Source organism: Mesorhizobium sp. M0522 (assembly GCF_040321085.1).
GTDB lineage: Bacteria > Pseudomonadota > Alphaproteobacteria > Rhizobiales > Rhizobiaceae > Mesorhizobium.
On sequence record NZ_JAMYQW010000005.1, the window covers coordinates 93,022 to 111,008 of the forward strand.

Annotated in this window: 21 protein-coding genes and 1 pseudogene; 13 read left to right on the forward strand and 9 right to left on the reverse strand. The window is 62.9% G+C overall.

What is annotated here, in order from left to right; translation table 11 throughout:
• Positions 1–7: 7 nt before the first annotated feature.
• On the reverse strand, positions 8–445 hold the full coding sequence (locus NKI58_RS08765) for a MarR family winged helix-turn-helix transcriptional regulator (RefSeq protein WP_352755983.1): 438 nt from the start codon (positions 443–445) through the stop codon (positions 8–10).
• A 154-nt stretch (positions 446–599) separates the two neighbouring features.
• Between NKI58_RS08765 and hmgA the strand changes: the two genes are divergently transcribed.
• From hmgA to NKI58_RS08800, 7 genes are read left to right on the forward strand one after another with little or no spacing between them, the layout of a single operon-like run.
• Positions 600–1,913 carry a homogentisate 1,2-dioxygenase gene (gene hmgA / locus NKI58_RS08770; protein WP_352755977.1) on the forward strand — a complete coding sequence of 438 codons (1,314 nt, stop codon included), beginning with the start codon at positions 600–602 and terminating at the stop codon, positions 1,911–1,913.
• A 10-nt stretch (positions 1,914–1,923) separates the two neighbouring features.
• Positions 1,924–2,868 carry an MBL fold metallo-hydrolase gene (locus NKI58_RS08775; protein WP_352786326.1) on the forward strand — a complete coding sequence of 315 codons (945 nt, stop codon included), beginning with the start codon at positions 1,924–1,926 and terminating at the stop codon, positions 2,866–2,868.
• Positions 2,865–3,878, forward strand: a complete 1,014-nt coding sequence (locus tag NKI58_RS08780; protein WP_352593142.1) for a fumarylacetoacetate hydrolase family protein — start codon at positions 2,865–2,867, stop codon at positions 3,876–3,878. The genes NKI58_RS08775 and NKI58_RS08780 overlap by 4 nt, the downstream gene beginning before the upstream one ends.
• Positions 3,879–3,882: 4 nt before the next feature.
• On the forward strand, positions 3,883–4,176 hold the full coding sequence (locus NKI58_RS08785; protein WP_352593145.1) for a hypothetical protein: 294 nt from the start codon (positions 3,883–3,885) through the stop codon (positions 4,174–4,176).
• A gap of 4 nt (positions 4,177–4,180) precedes the next feature.
• Positions 4,181–4,729, forward strand: a complete 549-nt coding sequence (locus NKI58_RS08790; protein ID WP_352636605.1) for a DinB family protein — start codon at positions 4,181–4,183, stop codon at positions 4,727–4,729.
• A 50-nt stretch (positions 4,730–4,779) separates the two neighbouring features.
• On the forward strand, positions 4,780–5,037 hold the full coding sequence (locus tag NKI58_RS08795) for a BrnT family toxin (protein ID WP_352593151.1): 258 nt from the start codon (positions 4,780–4,782) through the stop codon (positions 5,035–5,037).
• Entirely contained in the window at positions 5,024–5,335 is a 312-nt protein-coding gene (locus tag NKI58_RS08800; protein ID WP_352457131.1) for a BrnA antitoxin family protein, read from the forward strand. Before NKI58_RS08795 ends, NKI58_RS08800 begins: the two co-directional genes overlap by 14 nt.
• Before the next feature lie 19 nt (positions 5,336–5,354).
• On the opposite strand, the gene NKI58_RS08805 is transcribed toward NKI58_RS08800, so the two are convergent.
• Together NKI58_RS08805 and hppD are read right to left on the reverse strand one after the other, a co-directional pair.
• Positions 5,355–5,579: a type II toxin-antitoxin system Phd/YefM family antitoxin gene (locus NKI58_RS08805; protein WP_352593154.1), complete on the reverse strand. Its 225-nt coding sequence runs from the start codon at positions 5,577–5,579 to the stop codon at positions 5,355–5,357.
• A gap of 51 nt (positions 5,580–5,630) precedes the next feature.
• Positions 5,631–6,743: a 4-hydroxyphenylpyruvate dioxygenase gene (gene hppD, locus NKI58_RS08810; protein ID WP_352593157.1), complete on the reverse strand. Its 1,113-nt coding sequence runs from the start codon at positions 6,741–6,743 to the stop codon at positions 5,631–5,633.
• Positions 6,744–6,882: 139 nt separating this feature from the next.
• Here hppD and NKI58_RS08815 point away from each other — a divergent pair, with 139 nt between their 5' ends.
• Both NKI58_RS08815 and NKI58_RS08820 read left to right on the forward strand, forming a co-directional pair.
• Complete coding sequence (locus tag NKI58_RS08815; RefSeq protein WP_023674409.1) at positions 6,883–7,350, forward strand: Lrp/AsnC family transcriptional regulator; 468 nt, start codon at positions 6,883–6,885, stop codon at positions 7,348–7,350.
• 74 nt (positions 7,351–7,424) lie between these two features.
• Positions 7,425–7,778 carry a hypothetical protein gene (locus NKI58_RS08820; protein WP_156937261.1) on the forward strand — a complete coding sequence of 118 codons (354 nt, stop codon included), beginning with the start codon at positions 7,425–7,427 and terminating at the stop codon, positions 7,776–7,778.
• Between the two features lie 42 nt (positions 7,779–7,820).
• Here NKI58_RS08820 and NKI58_RS08825 read toward each other — a convergent pair whose 3' ends face one another.
• The 4 genes from NKI58_RS08825 to aztA form a co-directional block, all read right to left on the reverse strand.
• Complete coding sequence (locus tag NKI58_RS08825) at positions 7,821–8,159, reverse strand: protein tyrosine phosphatase family protein (RefSeq protein WP_023674411.1); 339 nt, start codon at positions 8,157–8,159, stop codon at positions 7,821–7,823.
• A 184-nt stretch (positions 8,160–8,343) separates the two neighbouring features.
• The gene (aztC, locus tag NKI58_RS08830; RefSeq protein ID WP_023674412.1) at positions 8,344–9,285 is read right to left on the reverse strand and encodes a zinc ABC transporter substrate-binding protein AztC; all 942 of its coding nucleotides are present in this window, start codon (positions 9,283–9,285) and stop codon (positions 8,344–8,346) included.
• 22 nt (positions 9,286–9,307) lie between these two features.
• Positions 9,308–10,183: a zinc ABC transporter permease AztB gene (aztB, locus tag NKI58_RS08835; protein ID WP_023674413.1), complete on the reverse strand. Its 876-nt coding sequence runs from the start codon at positions 10,181–10,183 to the stop codon at positions 9,308–9,310.
• Entirely contained in the window at positions 10,183–10,995 is an 813-nt protein-coding gene (aztA, locus tag NKI58_RS08840; protein ID WP_023674414.1) for a zinc ABC transporter ATP-binding protein AztA, read from the reverse strand. Before aztA ends, aztB begins: the two co-directional genes overlap by 1 nt.
• A gap of 212 nt (positions 10,996–11,207) precedes the next feature.
• On the opposite strand from aztA, the pseudogene NKI58_RS08845 reads away from it, so the two are divergent.
• Positions 11,208–11,551 (forward strand): annotated as a pseudogene (locus NKI58_RS08845) (RidA family protein).
• Between the two features lie 211 nt (positions 11,552–11,762).
• On the opposite strand, the gene hutC reads toward NKI58_RS08845, so the two are convergent.
• Both hutC and NKI58_RS08855 read right to left on the reverse strand, forming a co-directional pair.
• A complete protein-coding gene (gene hutC, locus NKI58_RS08850; RefSeq protein ID WP_352786332.1) occupies positions 11,763–12,524 on the reverse strand; it encodes a histidine utilization transcriptional repressor HutC in 762 nt (253 codons plus the stop codon).
• Positions 12,521–13,873 (reverse strand): formimidoylglutamate deiminase, encoded by a 1,353-nt coding sequence (locus NKI58_RS08855; RefSeq protein WP_352786334.1) that lies wholly within the window; start codon positions 13,871–13,873, stop codon positions 12,521–12,523. Before NKI58_RS08855 ends, hutC begins: the two co-directional genes overlap by 4 nt.
• Before the next feature lie 98 nt (positions 13,874–13,971).
• Here NKI58_RS08855 and hutI point away from each other — a divergent pair, with 98 nt between their 5' ends.
• The 3 genes from hutI (at position 13,972) to hutG (ending at position 17,955) form a co-directional block, all read left to right on the forward strand.
• The gene (hutI, locus tag NKI58_RS08860; RefSeq protein WP_352786336.1) at positions 13,972–15,207 is read left to right on the forward strand and encodes an imidazolonepropionase; all 1,236 of its coding nucleotides are present in this window, start codon (positions 13,972–13,974) and stop codon (positions 15,205–15,207) included.
• Entirely contained in the window at positions 15,204–16,739 is a 1,536-nt protein-coding gene (hutH, locus tag NKI58_RS08865) for a histidine ammonia-lyase (protein WP_352645861.1), read from the forward strand. The genes hutI and hutH overlap by 4 nt, the downstream gene beginning before the upstream one ends.
• Before the next feature lie 397 nt (positions 16,740–17,136).
• Complete coding sequence (hutG, locus tag NKI58_RS08870; RefSeq protein ID WP_352646598.1) at positions 17,137–17,955, forward strand: N-formylglutamate deformylase; 819 nt, start codon at positions 17,137–17,139, stop codon at positions 17,953–17,955.
• The last annotated feature ends 32 nt before the right edge of the window (positions 17,956–17,987 follow it).

A 17,987-nucleotide genomic window follows, 5' to 3' on the forward strand; every position in this document is an offset into this window, starting at 1 on the left:
GAGGATTTCAACCCAGGGTAAGTTTTGCCTCCAGCGCCGCTACCCCACTGACAATCGCCGCCCGCTCTTCCGCACCAAGCCTCTCCAGCAGCTCCCGCTCGAACGCCTTCGCCAGCGGCACCATTTCGCGATAGGCGGCAAGCCCCGCTTTGGTCAGCGTCAGATGCTCGACGCGACGGTCTTTCTCGTCTGGCGTGCGGGTCAGCCAGCGCCGCCGCTCGAGTTCGGCGACCGCGCGCGAAACCTTGGTCTTGTGCATGGCCGATTGCTCGCCGAGCGCCGTCGCCGTCATCGTGCCGTGCTGTCCAAGTCCCGCAAGCGTGCGCCATTCGGGCCGTGTCAGGCCGTGGCGGTCCTTGTATATTCTTGAGAACTCGCGGCTGACGGCATCGGCAAGCCGGTAAAGCCGGTAAGGTAGGAAGGATTCCAGTTCGAGGATTTCCATAGTTGGCCCTGACTGAGCATGCTGGCGGCTCATGCCGAAATCACCGTTGATGGTTACATTTTCAATGGTTACAAATGAAACCGATATGGTCAACTTGGAGCATCTTTGCGGATGCGCAAACGATGCTCCGAGACCATGAATTCGGGAGGATTCCATGGCCTATTCCTACATGCCGGGTTTCGGCAATGACTTCGAGACCGAGACTTTGCCGGGCTCGCTGCCGCAAGGCCGAAACTCGCCGCAGCGGCCGGCCTACGGCCTCTATGCCGAGCAGCTTTCGGGCTCTCCATTCACCGCGCCGCGCGGCACCAATGAGCGCTCCTGGCTTTATCGGATAAGGCCGAGCGTGAGGCACACCGGTCGCTTCAAAGCGGCGAATTATCCGCTTTGGAAAAGCGCGCCGAACGTCGGCGACCATCAGCTCGCACTCGGCCAGTATCGCTGGAGCCCGGTGCCGATGCCGAAGGAGCCGACCGATTTCATTGCCGGCATGCGCTCGATCACCACCGCCGGCGACGTGCTCGGCCAGACCGGCATGGCGGCACACGTCTATGTCGCCAACCGTTCGATGGTCGACGATCATTTCTTCAACGCCGACGGCGAGTTGCTGGTCGTGCCCCAGGTTGGAGCCTTGCGCTTCGTCACCGAGATGGGGGTCATCGAACTCAGGCCGGGCGAGATCGCCGTGCTGCCGCGCGGTCTGGTGTTCAAGGTCGAACTGGTGGATCCGCAAGTGCGCGGCTATGTCTGCGAGAATTACGGCGCCAAGCTGACGCTGCCGGATCGCGGCCCGATCGGCGCCAACTGCCTGGCCAATCCGCGCGATTTCAAGACGCCCTGTGCCGGGTTCGAGGACAAGGAGACACCGTGCCGGCTGATCGCGAAATGGTGTGGCCAGTTCCATGTCACCGAGATCGACCATTCGCCGCTGGATGTGGTGGCGTGGCACGGCAATTATTCGCCCTACAAATATGATCTTGCGACCTTTTCGCCGGTCGGCGCGATCCTGTTCGACCACCCCGATCCATCGATCTTCACCGTGCTGACCGCGCCGAGCGGCGAGGAAGGCACCGCCAATATCGATTTCGTCATCTTCCCGCCGCGCTGGCTTGTGGCGGAAAACACTTTCCGGCCGCCCTGGTATCACCGCAACATCATGAGTGAGTTCATGGGCCTGATTCATGGTCAGTACGATGCCAAGGAAGAGGGCTTCGTGCCCGGCGGCATCAGCCTGCACAACATGATGCTGGCTCACGGACCCGATGCGTCTGGCTTCGAAAAAGCCTCGCGAGCGGAGCTGAAACCGGTCAAGCTCGACAACACCATGGCCTTCATGTTCGAAACACGCTTTCCGCAGATGGTGACCCGCTATGGCGCCGAGCTCGAAACCCGGCAGGACAACTACATCGACTGCTGGGCCGGCCTGAAGAAGCGCTTCAACGGCACGCCAGAGGGCGACTGGTCTTGAGCGCCGTCGCATGACGGATCGTCTGGTGCTTCTGGGTTCGAAGGGTGGCCCGGCGCTCCGGCCGGGCGGCCCGTGGCCGAGTTCGTCGCTGCTGGAGATTGGCGGCCGCACCATCGTCGTCGATTGCGGGCTCGGCGTAACGCGCGGGCTGACCGATGCCGGCATCAGCCTGAAGGCGCTCGACCTGATCTTCATCACGCATTTGCACTCCGACCATGTTCTGGAACTCGGACCTCTCATCCACACCGCCTGGACCGCCGGCCTGGCGGCGCCCGTCACTTTATTCGGCCCGCCCGGCATCGGCCATTATTGGCAGCGCTTTTGCCAGGCAATGGAATTCGACATCGAGATCCGCATCGCCGATGAAGGCAGGCCGGATATCCGCGACCTGGTCTCGATCGTCGAGTTTGGTGAAGGCCACGTGGTCGGGGAGCGCGGTCTCAAAATATCGGCGCTGCGTGTCGACCACCCGCCGGTGACGGATTGCTTTGCGCTGCGCTTCGATCATGCGGGGCAAGGCATCGTCTTTTCGTCGGATACGGCGTTCTTTCCGCCATTGGCGGATTTCGCCGAGGGCGCCGACGTCCTGGTCCACGAGGCCATGCTGGAAGAGGGTATCGAGCGGCTGGTCGCGAAGACCGGCAACGGCGCAAGGCTGAGGGAACACCTGCTTGCCAGCCACAGCTTTGCCGAGGAAGCGGGTCGCATCGCCACCGATGCAGGCGTCAACAGACTGGTCCTCAACCATCTCATTCCCGCCGACGATCCCGAGATCGGCGAGGCCGACTGGATTGCCGCCGTGAGGAAAACATGGGCCGGCGACTTGACGATCGCCCGCGACGGCCTTGTTGTGGGGCTGGAGCATGATCCCGAAAAGTGGAACCGGTTTTCGGAAGAGATCATGCGTAGAACAAAAAGCAGCGCCAAAGCTGCGCCAGGAGAGGAAACCGCATGAAGCTTGCCACATTGAAGGACGGGACGCGCGACGGAAAGCTCGTCGTCGTCTCGCGCGACCTGACGCGGTTTACCGATGCTTCGTTCCTGGTGCGGACGCTGCAGGCCGCGCTCGACGACTGGCATCGGATCGCGCCGCATCTCGCTGCGATGGCCGAATCGCTCGAGAATAATGCGGTGCCGTCTGCCCGCTTTCACGAGCATGACGCCCATTCGCCGCTGCCGCGCGCCTATCAATGGGCCGACGGCTCGGCCTATGTGAACCACGTCGAGCTGGTGCGGAAGGCGCGCGGCGCCGAGATGCCGGCAAGCTTCTGGACCGATCCGCTGATCTACCAGGGCGGCTCGGACGCTTTCCTCGCACCGCGCGACCCAATCCGCATGACCGACGAGACCCTTGGCATCGACATGGAAGGAGAGGTCGCCGTCATCGTCGACGACGTGCCGATGGGTGCAGGCCTCGACCAGGCGCGGGCGGCGATCCGGCTGGTCATGCTGGTCAACGATGTAACGCTGCGCGGCCTGACCGGACCCGAGCTCGCCAAGGGGTTCGGCTTCTACCAGTCGAAACCGTCATCGGCCTTTTCGCCGGTTGCGGTGACGCCGGACGAGCTGGGCGATGCCTGGGACGGCGGCAAGGTCAGCCTGCCGCTGCTGGTCGATCTCAACGGCAAACCGTTCGGCCGGGCGAACGCCGGCATCGACATGACCTTCGATTTTCCGGCGCTGATTGTCCATGCCGCAAAAACGCGGCCGCTGGCCGCCGGCACCATTATCGGTTCGGGCACCGTCTCCAACAAGCTCGACGGCGGGCCGGGCAAGCCTGTCTCGGCGGGCGGCGCCGGCTATTCCTGCATCGCCGAGCTGCGTATGATCGAGACCATCGAAACCGGCGAACCAAAAACGCCGTTCCTGCGCTTTGGCGATAGCGTGCGTATCGAGATGAAGGACCGGGGTGGGCATTCGATCTTCGGCGCCATCGAGCAGAAGGTCGAGAAGTACGAGGGGTAAGAGAATGACAGGCGAGACGTTCTATCTGCTGTGCGGTGCCTGGGCTCTTGCCATGCTGGCGATCTTCATCCAGGCAATCAGGCTGAGCTACCGCATCGAGGCGCGCTCGCCCGGCCTGACCAACCGCAGCGGCTTTCCGCGCAAGGCGATGATGTTTCACACCGTCACCAACACGAATGTCGCGCTGGACGAGGAAACGCAAGGCATGCGGCGGCGCATGATCGGGCTGCTGCTGATTGTTTTGGCTGGGTTTGCGCTTCTATGGGCGGGTGTGTCGCTATTCCGGGTCGCGCCGTGAAGTCATGGACCTGCTGAACCATTTCCGCCGCATGGCAGCCAACAGTCTGTGGTCGAACGACCGGCTCTACCGCGCCGTGCTGCAGCTTGAGCCCGGCGAATTCGAAGCCGAACGGACGAGCTTCTTTCCGTCGATCAAGGCAACGCTAAACCACATCCTGGCGGTCGATCACCTCTATCTCGATTTTCTCGAAGAGGGCGGCGTCGGCGCCGCGGCCTACGATGAGTTCTTGCTCTTCGACGAAGCGGACGCGCTCTTTGGCAAGCGGACGGAGGCCGACCGGCGGCTGATCGCCTTTTGCGACCGCCTGTCGGCGGACGATCTCGAGCGCCGCGTTCTCACCGACCGGCGCGAGGACGGCATGATACCGGAACGGATCGGCGACTTGCTCGCCCATCTCTTCATCCACGACATCCATCATCGCGGCCAGGTGCACGCAATGCTTTCCGGCACCTCGGTGAAACCGCCGCAACTCGACGAGTTTTTCCTCGATTATGATCTGAAACTCAGGAAAGCCGAGGTCGAGAGGTTGGTGCTCGAAGGTCGCAATTAGTTGTAGTTACGAAAATTGTTGACTTAATTATTGTAGGTACATAAATTCTGATGAAGATCGTTTGGGACGAACCAAAACGGTTGGCCAACATTGACAAGCACGGCTTGGATTTTGCGGCGCTTGATGACGAGTTTTTTCTTGCCTCGACAGTCCGCACTGCCAAGGCCGGTCGTCTCATGGCAATTGGCCGGATCATCGATGGCATCGTTGCGGTGGTGTTTGCCCGGCTCGGTTCCGAGGGCATCTCGATAATTTCGATGCGCCCGGCAAGTCCCGCGGAAAGGAGATTGTTCAATGGCAAAGCGTAAGGTGCGCACCGAGTTCGAAGCTGGTCGCGGCTACAGCAAAGAAGACTGGGAAGCCGTTTCGGAGAATCCGGAATGGACAGAGGAGGATTTTCGAAACGCTCGTCCTTTCGCCGAAGCGTTCCCTGAACTTGCCGAAAGCATTCGCCGTTCGCGCGGCCGGCCGGCTCTCGATAATCCGAAGAAGCAGGTAACACTCCGTCTCGACAGTGACGTAGTCGCCCGCTTTCGTGCCGGCGGCCCCGGCTGGCAGAGCCGCATCAACGAGATTCTGCGCAAAGCCGCCGGCCTCGCCAAATAGACGTTTGCCTGTGACAGCGTCATTTGGCATACCTGTCCCATTCGGGACCGAGTTCGTCAAAATCGTCGGCAATCCTGATTTTGCCCTTCATGGCGCCGATACGAGGCAGGGACTCGGGCACGGCTAGCGGCACGAGGCGCGCCGCAACCTTGCCGCGACGGGTAATCACAATCTCTTCGCCAGCTTCCGCGCGGCTGACGAGTTCCGACAGTCTTGCCTTGGCCTCTGCGATAGCAATGTTCATGGCCAAAGTCTGAGCTACTACTGACCGAATCGCAAGAAGTCCGGTGCAGCCTTACTCCGCCGCCTGCACCTTCAGCACGCCGCGCTTGATCTGGTCCTGCTCGATCGATTCGAACAAAGCGCGGAAATTGCCCTCGCCAAAGCCTTCGTCGCCCTTCCTCTGGATGAACTCGAAGAAGATCGGGCCGATCACGGTTTTCGAAAAGATCTGCAGCAGGATCTTGGTCGTGCCGCCGTCGACCACGCCTTCGCCGTCGATCAGGATACCGTGCTTCTTCATGCGCTCGATCGGCTCTTCATGGCCGTTCACGCGGGCATAAGACATGTCGTAATAGGTCTCGGGCGGGCCCGGCATGAACTTCAGGCCGTTGGCGGCCAGCCTGTCGGTGGCACCGTAGATGTCGTCGGTGCCGACGGCGATGTGCTGGATGCCCTCGCCATTATACTTCTTCAGATATTCGGCGATCTGGCTGGTCTCGTCCTTGGACTCGTTGAGCGGGATGCGGATCTTGCCGCAGGGCGAGGTGATGGCGCGGCTGACCAGGCCGGTGATCTTGCCGTCGATGTCGAAGAAATGGATCTGCTTGAAGCCGAACAGGTCTCGGTAGAAATCCCACCATTTGTCCATCTGGCCGCGATAGACATTGTGGGTCAGGTGGTCGAGATAATAGAAGCCGACGCCTTCCGGCCTGGGGTCGCGCTCGCCCAGCCAGTCGAACTCGGCGTCGTAAGCCGAGCCCTTCTCGCCGTAGGTTTCGATGAAATAGAGCAGCGACCCGCCGATACCGACGATCGCCGGCACATCGAGCGTCTTGTCGTTGCCTTCATAGGGCGTCGCGCCCTTGGCCACCGCGTGATCGAAGGCATGCGTTGCATCGACCACCCGCCACGCCATCGAGGCGGCGCAAGGGCCGTGCTTGTCGACGAATTTCATGGCATGCGAGCCGGGTTCGGCATTGACGACATAGTTGATGTCGCCCTGCCGCCAGACGGTGATGTCCTTGCTGCGGTGCTTGGCCACCGGCACATAGCCCATGCGGGTGAAAAGCTCGGCGAGCTTTTCCGGCTCGGCATGCGCGAATTCGACGAACTCGAAGCCGTCGGTACCGGCGGGATTGGTTTTGCTGATCTTGGCGGGCGGTGCGTCGTGCGGGAAGGGACCCATGGCATTGCTCCGAAATCTGGAACTGGCCGCGTCGGCCATCTGAACGCAATTATAGCGCGGAGCGAGTGCAAATTGCTTGCATTCAAACGCTTGAAATGGTCTGATCATGCGCGAGTTGTGCACTGCGGACCCGAAATTCATGGATGAGGCGCGCATCGACCAGTTTGACCGCAAGATAATGGCTCTGTTGCAGGGCGATGCACGGCTGACCAACAACGATCTGTCGGAACGGGTGAACCTGTCCGCGTCGCAGTGCTCGCGTCGTCGCCAGCGGCTGGAGGAGGACGGCTATATCAAGGGCTACCGGGCGGTGCTCGACCGCGACAAGCTCGGTTTTTCCCTGGTCAATGTCATCTCGGTGACGCTCGCCACCCACAACCGCGACAATGCGCGGCGCTTCGGCGAATTGGTGGCGCGGCTGCCGCAAGTGCAGGAAGCGCACGCGCTAACCGGCGAGATGGATTATATATTGAAGGTCGTGACGCCGGACCTGAAGTCGCTGTCGGAATTCGTCAACGGCGTGCTGCTGCCGCACGAATCCGTGCAGCATGTGAAGACGGCGATCGTGCTGGAGACGCTCAAGGAAACCGGCGCGCTGCCGATTTGACGGCATTTTCTGTCAGTTTGATCGGTGCATTCGAAAGGTCTATGACATAGCTGAACAAACAATTGCGGTAGTCCATGTCCAACTTTCAGCTTGCAGGGATTGTCCTCTTTTTTGTTGGACTGGTGCTGTTCACGGTCGGCGGCCTGATCCACCTCGCAAATCATCCCAAGAGTTGGGATTCACGTCTCCTAAATACAAACTGGTCCTGGAGGCCTAGAGCTCCCGTATGGGATCTCAAGGCTTATGACTGGAGCATGTTCACCTATTCGAAGTCGCGCTGGTGGTGCCTCATCGGCTACCCGATCGGCCTTGCGGGCTTCGTCCTGCTGGTGATCAGCACGTTTCCGCTTAGCTTTCTCGCGCTATTCGTTGCTCTCGGCGTGGTTTTCTTCGGTGTGCTCAGTCTAGTCGGCGAGAAGCGCCCGTAGCACCCGCTCATCCCGGCGAGTTGATAGGGTAACGGAGGCCTCTCACCCCTTCGACTGCTGGATCAGCCCATAAAGATTAGTGCAGCGGGCGCCGGACCGGCAGTAAGCGAAGACCGGGCCTTCGAGTTCGTCAAGCGCCTCGGCCTGGTCCTCGACATTCTCGGCCGTGATCTGGCCGCTGATGACCGGGATGTAGCGGAAGGCGAGCCCGGCGCCCTCGACCGCCGCCTTGACGGTGTCGGCCGATGGCTGGCCGGGCTGCTCGTCGTCCGGCCGGTTGCAGATCACGCTCTTGAAGCCGGCGGCCTTGATGGTCGCGACATCTTCGGGCTGGATCTGGCCCGAGACTGAATAGTCCTCGCTTATCTGACGGTATTCCATGGCTGGGGTCCTCGCAATCTGGTTAGCGGCAGTCTTGCCACTCCCTGACCCGGTCGGCAATCCGCGCGAAAAGAAATCCATCCGCAGATAGAGATTTCGATGCCAGAAATCCAGCCGGGCTAACGCCGCATGTCGCCAGGACGCATCATGCGCCAACCCGGCTGGATGAACCGGATCGGTCGGCTCAGCTTCCTAGGATCGCGCCTTTGATCTGGGCGATGTTGTTGTGCATCAGATCGATATAGGTCGCGGCCGGGCCGTCGGGCTGCGACAACGCATCGGAATAGAGTGTGCCGCCCACCTTGATGCCGGTCTCGCTGGCGATCTGCTCGATCAGCCGCGGGTTGGTGATGTTCTCGACGAAGATCGCCGCCGCCTTGTCCTGTTTCACCTGGCTGACCAGCTTGGCGACGTCGGCAGCGGAGGGCTCCGACTCGGTCGACACGCCTTCCGGGGCAAGGAACGTCAAGCCGTAGGCCTGCTCGAAATAGCCGAAGGCGTCATGCGAGGTGATGACGACGCGCTTCTCCTGCGGGATCGACTGGATCGCCGCCTGCACTTCGCCCTCAAGCGCCTCGAGCTTCTGCGTATAGGCGGCTGCATTGGCCTTGTAGCTGTCGCAACCCGCAGCGTCGGCCGTGCAAAAGGCGTCGGCGATGTTCTTCACATAGATCTTGGCATTGGCGATCGACTGGAAGGCATGCGGATCGGTGACCGTCTTGCCGCCATCGGTTTCCGCGCCTTCGGCGACATCGGCCTCGGCGAATTCGGGTTTGAAATTGATCGGCGTGACCCCCTTGGTCAGCACGGCGACAGTCGCCTTGGTGGCGCTGGCGTCGACCAGGCGCTGCAGAAAACCTTCGAAATGCAGGCCGTTGACCAGCACGATGTCGGCCTTGGCCATCGCCACCGCATCGGCGGGGCTCGGCTCGTAGACGTGGGCGTCGCCGTCCGGCCCGACGATGGTGGTCAGATCGATGCGGTCGCCGCCGACATTCTTGGCGAAATCGGCGATGATCGTGAAGCTGGCGACCACTTTCAACGGCTCTGCGAAGGCCGAAGATGCGCCAAAGGCGGTTAATGTTATAACGCTCACGGCCAAAGCGGCGCGGATCGATTTCAGCATGGACAGGTTCTCCTTGTTGGGATCAGGCAGTTCTGTGGCGGTGATGAACGATGCGGGCACGCAGGATGCCGCGCGTGCCGAACAGGATCGAGGCGAAATAGACGACGCCGGCGGACAGGATGATGGCCGGGCCGGAGGGCAGCGACGCATGGTAGGACAACAGCAGCCCGGCAATGCAGGAGGCAAAGCCGATCACTGTGGCCAACACGCACATCGGCTCGACGCGCGAGGTCCAGAAGCGGGCCGCCGCCGCCGGCAGCATCATCAGCCCGACCGACAGCAAGGTGCCGAGCGCCTGGAAGCCGCCGACGAGATTGAGCACGACGAGGCCGAGAAAGATGAAATGCACCGGGCTGCCCATCCGGCTGACCGAGCGCAGGAACAAAGGGTCGAGGCATTCGGCGACCAGCGCCCGCCAGAAGATGGCGAGGCTGACCAGCGTCACCACGACGATGCCGCCGATCAGCGTCAGCGCCTCGTTGTTGAGCGCCAGCACGGTGCCGAAGAGCACATGCATGAGATCGACGCTGGAACCGCGGATCGATACCATGAGCACGCCGATGGCCAGCGAAATCAGATAGAAGGCCGCCATCGAGGCGTCCTCGCGCTGAATGGTGAAGCGCGAGACGGCGCCGGCGCCGAGCGCCACGATGATGCCGGCGATCAGTCCGCCGATAGTCATCGGCAGGATCTCCAGGCCATAGAACAGGAAGCCGGCGGCAGCACCGGGCAGGATGGCATGCGCCATGGCGTCGCCGGACAGGCTCATGCGCCGCAGCATCAGGAACACGCCGACCGGGCAGGCGCCGAGCGACAGCATCATCGAACCGGCGAGCGCCCGCTGCATGAAGGCGTAGTCGGCGAAAGGAGCGACGAAAAGACCGTAAAGCACGTCCATCATGCCGTCCTCGGCCCGGAGCCGTGATAATGGTCGTGGTCATGGCCGTGCTCGTGGCCACCGTGCTGGTGATCATGCTCGCCGGGCTCACACCATGGCGCGTTGTCCTCCCAGGCTTCGTGGAAGCGGCGCGCGCGCAACAGATTCTCCGGCTGCAGCGTCTCCCTGGTCTCGCCCCAGGCGATCGGCTGGCGCGCCAGCAGCAGTGTTTCGGGGAAATTCTGCCGCACCAGATCGAGATCGTGGACCACAACCATGATCGTGCGTTCCTCGCCGTGCCAGCGCTTGATCAGCGCGATCAGGTCACCGACCGTCTTGGCATCGACGGCGTTGAACGGCTCGTCGAGCAGGATGAGCTCGGCATCCTGCAACAGCACGCGGGCAAACAGCGTGCGCTGCAGCTGGCCGCCCGACAGTGTGTCGATCGGCCGCTTCTCGAAGCCGCCGAGGCCGACGGCCATCAGCGCCTTGCTGACAGAGTCGCGATCTTCCCTCGTATAACGGCCGAGCATGCCGCGCCGCGGCCACAGACCAAGCGAAACCAGGTCGACGACCCGGGCCGGAAAGGAGCGGTCGAGTTCCGATTGCTGCGGCAGATAGGCGGCGCGTACGCCGGGCGCCCGGATCACCGCGCCGGCCATCGGCTTCAGGACGCCGACAATGCCCTTCATCAGCGTTGATTTGCCGGAGCCGTTGGCGCCGACGACCGCCGTCAGCGATCCCTTGCGGATCGTACCATTGAGGTGGTGGACCGCAGGATGGCTATTGTAGCCCAGCGTGAGGTCGCGGAAGGTCAGGCAGGTTTGGCTCATGTGACGATCCAAGGGGGCGATGATCGGCGCTGCAGGGGCGGATTCGATATGTGATGTTATTACATTAGTCAACAAGCCAATCGGGCGGAATTGCGGCCGGGCCGTCATCTTGTCTGCTTTGGCTTGGCTCAAGAAGTTCCGCTCGAGCGGCCTTGCCCCCGGCGAACCCGGCCCCTAAACAGGCGCACCGACAAGAAGAGAAGGAATATCCAATGAGCATTCGTCGTATCGATGTAGGCCCGCGCATGAGCCAGATCGTCATCCACGGCAACACCGTCTATCTGGCCGGTCAGGTCGGGAAGCCGGGCGGAAACGTCGGTGCCAGACCAGGGACATTCTGGCGGCGATCGACGAATTGCTGGCCAAGGCCGGCACCGACAAAACCAAGATCCTGCAGGCGATCATCTGGCTGGCCGACATGAGCACCTTTGCCGAGATGAACGCGGAGTGGGACAAATGGGTACCGCAAGGCAACACGCCGGCCCGCGCCACCGGCGAAGCCAAGCTTGCCGGACCGGAATATCTGGTCGAGATTATTATTACCGCGGCGATTTGAGGCGCGGCGCTTTCCCTTCTCCCCTTGTGGGAGAAGGTGGCCGAGCGAAGCTCGGTCGGATGAGGGGTGTTGGACGGATCGCTACGCCGAAATTTTGAACACCAAAAATCATTCGATATTTTTAACGTTTCATTGCTTCCAGCACCCCTCGTCCGTCTCGGCGCTGCGCGCCGATCCACCTTCTCCCACAAGGGGAGAAGGGGGCGTGTCACTACCCCTGCGACGGCGTGAACCGCGCCACCAGCGTGTGGCTCTCGGCCGCATAGGTGAAGCGGACATGGGTGACAGGGTGCTCGGCGCTCCATGTCCGCCGCTCGATCACCAGGCACGGCGCGCCCGTCGCGATGTCGAGTGCCGCCGCTACGTGCTTTTCGGCGGCAACCGCGCGGATGCGATGCTCGGCCGCACTCCACGGCACACGGCCGATCAGCCACGGACCGGGCGCGGTGTCGAAAAACGCCTCTTCGGCGGCCTCCGGCACGGCAGCCAGGTTGATCAGCCGCTGCTCGTGGGCGAACGGCCGCTTGCCGGCGAAATGCCGGCATTCCAGCACCAGCACCGGCCCGGCGACGTCGAGTTCCAGCAGGGCGCGGTCGTCGGCGCTGCTGCGCCTTCTGTTTCCCGCCATGCGCTCATAGCGGTAGGGCAGGCCAAGTGCCTCGACCTCGATCCGGATGTCGTGGATTTCGAGAACGGCTGCCTGCGACTGCGGCCGGCGGACAAAACTGCCGGAGCGACGCCGGCGCTCGATCAGCCCGGCCTTGGCCAGTTGCGACAGCGCCTTGTTCACTGTCATGCGCGAACAATTGTATTCGGCCGTCAGTTCATGCTCGAACGGAATGCGGTGGCCGGGCGCCCAGGCACCCGACAGGATCCGTTCGCTGATGTCCGACAGGATGCGCTGGTGCAGCGAAAGAACCTCGCCGCCGTCCGCGCTTCCAGAATTCGCGCTTATTGTCCCGATCATGCTCATGCCGAAAGCGCTGTCATCACCTTGCGGAACCGCTCGGCGATGGCATCGCGCCTGGCATGCATGCCGCCGCTGACCAGTTTCCTGCCATGCACCCAGACGCAATCGACCTTGGTGCCGTTGGCAAAAATCCAGGCATCAAGGATTGCATCGCCCGTCTTGCCGACCAGCGATGGATGCTTGCCGTCGAGCGAGACGAAATCGGCCGAGGCACCTGCTGCGATCTGCGAGAGGCCGGCGCCCAACGCGGCACTGCCACCATCGAGCGCTGCATCGAACAAAGCACGGCCGGTCGAGCCACCGGCCACCGCCAGCACGTTGCGGGCGCGGTGGGCGAGGCGCTGCGAATATTCGAGCTGCCGCAACTCGTCCGGCAGGCCGATCAGTACGTTTGAATCCGAACCGATGCCGAAGCGGCCGCCATGCTGCATGAACAGGGGCGCGGCAAAGGTGCCGTCGCCGAGATTGGCCTCGGTGATCGGGCAGAGGCCGGCAACGGCGCCGCTTTTCGCCAAATCGGTCGTCTCGGTGTCGGTCATGTGGGTGGCGTGGATGAGGCACCAGCGCCGGTCGACCTTGGCGTTGGCAAGCAGCCATTCGACCGGCTGCGCGCCGGACCAGGCAAGACAATCCTCGACCTCCTTCATCTGCTCGGCGATGTGGATGTGGATAGGCCCCTCCGGCGCCATCACCGTGATGTTTTCCAGTTCCTCCGGTGTCACGGCACGCAGGCTGTGCGGGGCGACGCCGACGACGCCTTGATTCAGCGCGCGAATGGATTCGCGGCATTTCTCAACAAGCCACGAGAACTGGTTCACATCGTTGATGAACCGGCGCTGGCCTTCATTTGGCGCAGCGCCGCCGAAAGAGGAATGCGCGTAGAACACCGGCAGCAAAGTCAGCCCGATGCCTGTCTCGGACGCTGCGGCAACGATGCGCTGCGCCATCTCGGCGATGTCAGTATAGGGCCGGCCGTCGCGGTCGTAGTGTAAATAATGAAACTCGCCGACGCGCGAGAACCCGGCCTCCAGCATCTCGACATAGAGCTGGGCCGCGACCGCCTCGACTTGGTCCGGCGTCATCGACAGCGCGAAATGGTACATCACCTCGCGCCAGCTCCAGAAACTGTCGGCGGAAGGGCCGCGCAATTCGGCAAGGCCGGCCATGCCGCGCTGGAAGGCATGGCTGTGCAGGTTCGGCATGCCGGACAAAAGGATAGAATGGCGCTCGTCGCCAGGCAGGAGCGAGGTATTCGCCTCGACCGTGGCGATCCTGCCGTCGGAGATGACGATCCGCACATTGCTGTGCCAGCCGTCGGGCAGAAGCGCCTGTTCCGCAAAGATTGCTGTCACGTTTTTCTCCAAATCCCGGTCTGCCGTGCGATGATAGCGCTTGCAGTGCCTTTTCATATGTATATACATAATCGTCACCTATTGAAATGGAAAAGATGATGGCTGCAGAGAGCAAAAGCCGGGCAGGAGAGCTTCGCCTCTGGCGCAATGCGCGCCTCGCGACCATGGCCGAAAGCAGCGCCGGGTCAGGCGTCGTCGAGCACGGTGCGGTCGCCGTGCGCAACGGCCGGATCGTCTATGCCGGGCCGGAAGTCGACATGCCGGCGGCTCTCCGCGAGGGCACCGAGGCGACCGACTGCGAAGGCCGCTGGATTACGCCCGGCCTGATCGACTGCCACACCCATCTGGTCCACGCCGGCAACCGTGCCAATGAATTCGAGATGCGGCTGGCCGGCGCCAGCTATGAGGAGGTTGCCAAGACCGGCGGCGGCATCGTCTCGTCGGTCAAGGCGTTGCGCGCGGCGAGCGAGGACGAACTGGTCGGCCAGTCGCTGCCGCGCCTCGATGCGCTGATTGCTGAAGGCGTGACCACCGTCGAGATTAAATCCGGCTACGGCCTCGACCTCGAAAACGAGAAGAAGTCGCTGCGCGCCGCACGACGGCTGGGCGGTGAGCGGCCGGTGACGGTCAGGACCACTTTCCTCGGCGCTCATGCGCTGCCGCCCGAAGCAAAAGGTGACAAGGACGCCTTTATCGATCTTGTTGCAAAGCAGATTTTGCCGGCCGTCGCTGCCGAGGGCCTGGCCGATGCCGTCGACGGTTTTTGCGAAGGCATTGCCTTTTGGCCGGAGCAGATCGCCCGCGTGTTCGATGCCGCGAAGGCGGCGGGCCTGCCGGTCAAGCTCCATGCGGACCAGCTGTCCAATCTGCACGGCGCCGAACTTGCGGCGCGCTATGGTGCGCTATCGGCCGACCACCTCGAATACACCGACGAGGCGGGTGCGGCGGCGATGGCGAAGGCAGGAACCGTGGCGACCATCCTGCCCGGCGCCTACTACTTCATCCGCGAGACCAAGAAGCCGCCGATCGCCTTGTTTCGCCAGCATGGCGTCAGGATGGCCGTTGCCACCGATAACAATCCCGGCACGTCGCCGCTGACCTCGCTGCTGCTGACCATGAACATGGCCGCGACGTTGTTCGGCCTGACCGTCGATGAATGCCTTGCCGGCGTTACCCGCGAGGCTGCCCGCGCGCTCGGGCTGCTTGGACAGACCGGTACGCTGGAGGCCGGAAAATCCGCCGATCTGGCGATCTGGAACGTCGAGCGCCCGGCCGAACTCGTCTACCGCATGGGCTTCAACCCGCTGCATGCCCGCATCTGGAGGGGACAATGACCGAACTCAAGCTAAGGCCGGGCAATGCCACGCTGGCCGATTGGCGCGCCATCTATCGCGGCGCCGCACTGAGGCTCGACGATGCCTGCCGGCCGAAGATCAAGGCCAGCGCCGAGGCCGTCGCCAGGATCGTTGCCAAGGGCGAGCCGGTCTATGGCATCAATACCGGCTTCGGCAAGCTGGCCAGCGTCCGCATCCCCGCCGCCGATCTGGAAACGTTGCAGCGAAACATCGTGCTGTCTCATGCCGCCGGCGTCGGCGAGCCGATGCCCGTCGCAATCTGCCGGCTGATGATGGCGCTGAAGCTGGCCAGCCTGGCGCAGGGGGCCTCCGGCGTGCGGCCGCGGACGATCGAACTGCTCGAGGCGATGCTGGCCAACGACGTCACTCCCGTGGTGCCGGCGCAAGGCTCGGTCGGCGCTTCCGGCGACCTTGCGCCGCTGTCGCACATGACCGCCGTGATGATCGGCGTCGGCGAGTGCTTTACCCCGCATGGCCGCTTTCCCGCCAAGGTCGCCTTCGTTTCGCATGGGTTGGAGCCGGTGACACTTGGCGCCAAGGAAGGCCTGGCGCTGCTCAACGGTACCCAGTTTTCGACCGCCTATGCGCTTGCCGCTTTGTTCGAGGCGGAAGTGCTCTACCAGTCGGCACTGGTCGCCGGCGCGCTGTCGACCGATGCCGCCAAGGGCTCCGACGCTCCGTTCGATCCACGCATCCATCTGCTCAGGAAACATCGCGGCCAGATCGAGACGGCCGAGGCGTTGCGCAATTTGATGGCCGGCAGCGCCATCCGTGAATCGCACCGCGTCGGCGACGAGCGCGTGCAGGATCCGTATTGCCTGCGCTGCCAGCCGCAGGTGATGGGCGCAGCACTCGACGTGCTCCGCAAGGCCGCCGAGACGCTCGGCACCGAGGCCAACGGCGTCACCGACAATCCGCTGATCTTTGCCGAGGACGACTCCGCACTTTCGGGCGGCAATTTCCATGCCGAGCCGGTCGCCTTCGCCGCCGACATGATCGCACTCGCCGTCTGCGAGATCGGCTCGCTGTCGGAGCGGCGCATCGCCATGCTGGTCGATCCGGCGCTGTCGGGCATGCCGGCCTTTCTCACGCCCAAGCCGGGTCTGAATTCCGGTTTCATGATCCCTCAGGTCACGGCGGCAGCACTGGTTTCTGAAAACAAGCAAAAGGCCTATCCGGCCAGCGTCGATTCGATCCCGACCTCGGCCAACCAGGAAGACCACGTCTCGATGGCGGCGCATGGCGCGCGCCGCCTCATCGGCATGGTCGAGAATGCGACGGCCGTCATCGGCATCGAATTGCTGGCCGCCGCGCAAGGCTGCGATTTCCACGCACCGCTGGCCTCGAGCGCGGCACTGGAGGCGGTGCGCCTGCTGGTCAGGGCAGAGGTGCCGCATCTCGACAACGACCGGCACTTCCACCCCGACATGGAGAAGGCCATCGCCATGATACGCAGCGGCGCGGCGGTGAAGGCCGCGGGTGCGGTGAAACTGCCGGGGGTGACGTCGTGAGGCCGTCGTCGCTGCGTTACGCCGGCATGGGTCGTGTTCCGTCGCGCCCCCCTCTGTCCTGCCGGACATCTCCCCCACGAGGGGGGAGATTGGCAGTTCGGGCGCTCCGCCCAGTTCTGCATTGTTGGAGATTGGCGAAGGCCGAGATGACATCCAATCTCCCCCCTCGTGGGGGAGATGTCCGGCAGGACAGAGGGGGGCGCTGTCCCGCCGACGTCCAGCCAGAAACAAAAAACCCGCCTCAAAGGCGGGTCGTCGGGCCGAATCAGCACCATACCGAACTTAGTAGCATAGTTGCCGGCACAAAGCAAGAACAAAATGCGTTCCGACCGGCAAAAAGCGAGGTCGGTGTTCACGGACGATTGCAAGGTCGCGTTCTGTCGCTCGGAGACTTCCGATGACCTCACCCTCCTGGCTCACCGTCACCCAAGGCACAGCACCCCTGCTGGTTTCGATCCCGCATACCGGCATCGATCTCGCCGGCCTCGACAGCCGGCTGGTCTCGCCCTGGCTCGGCCGCCGTGACGCCGACTGGTGGATCGACAAGCTTTATGACTTCGCCGAGAGCCTCGGCGTGACGGTCGTGCATACGGCGATTTCGCGCACCGTTATCGACGTCAACCGCGATCCGTCCGGCGTTTCGCTCTATCCCGGCCAGACGACGACTGGGCTCTGCCCGACAGAGACCTTTGACGGCGATCAGCTCTACCGCAAGGGTGAAGAGCCGGGACCGTCGGAGATCGACGAACGCCGCGAGAAGTTCTTCGTACCCTATCATGCCGCTCTGCAGGCCGAGATCGACAGGCTGCGCGCTTTGCACGGAAAAATCGTCGTCTATGACTGCCATTCGATCCGCTCGGTGCTGCCGCGCCTTTTCGAAGGCAAATTGCCGGTCTTCAATCTCGGCACCAATGACGGCAAGAGCGCCGATCCGACGCTGCAAGCGACGGTTGGCCAGATCCTCGCCGAAACCGGCGAGAGCTACGTCGTCAACGGCCGCTTCAAGGGCGGCTGGATCACGCGCCATTTCGGCCAGCCGCAAGCCGGCGTCCACGCGCTGCAGATGGAACTCTCCAACCGCGGCTATATGCGCGAGCCCGAAGGCAAGGGCGAACCGGCTAACTGGCCGGTGCCTTACGAGGCCGAATTCGCGGCGCCGATCCGCGTCACGCTGAAGAAGATCCTGGAAACCGCGATCGCCTGGGCCGAACGCTGACGCGCGGTGCACCTCACTGGAAAGGGACAATC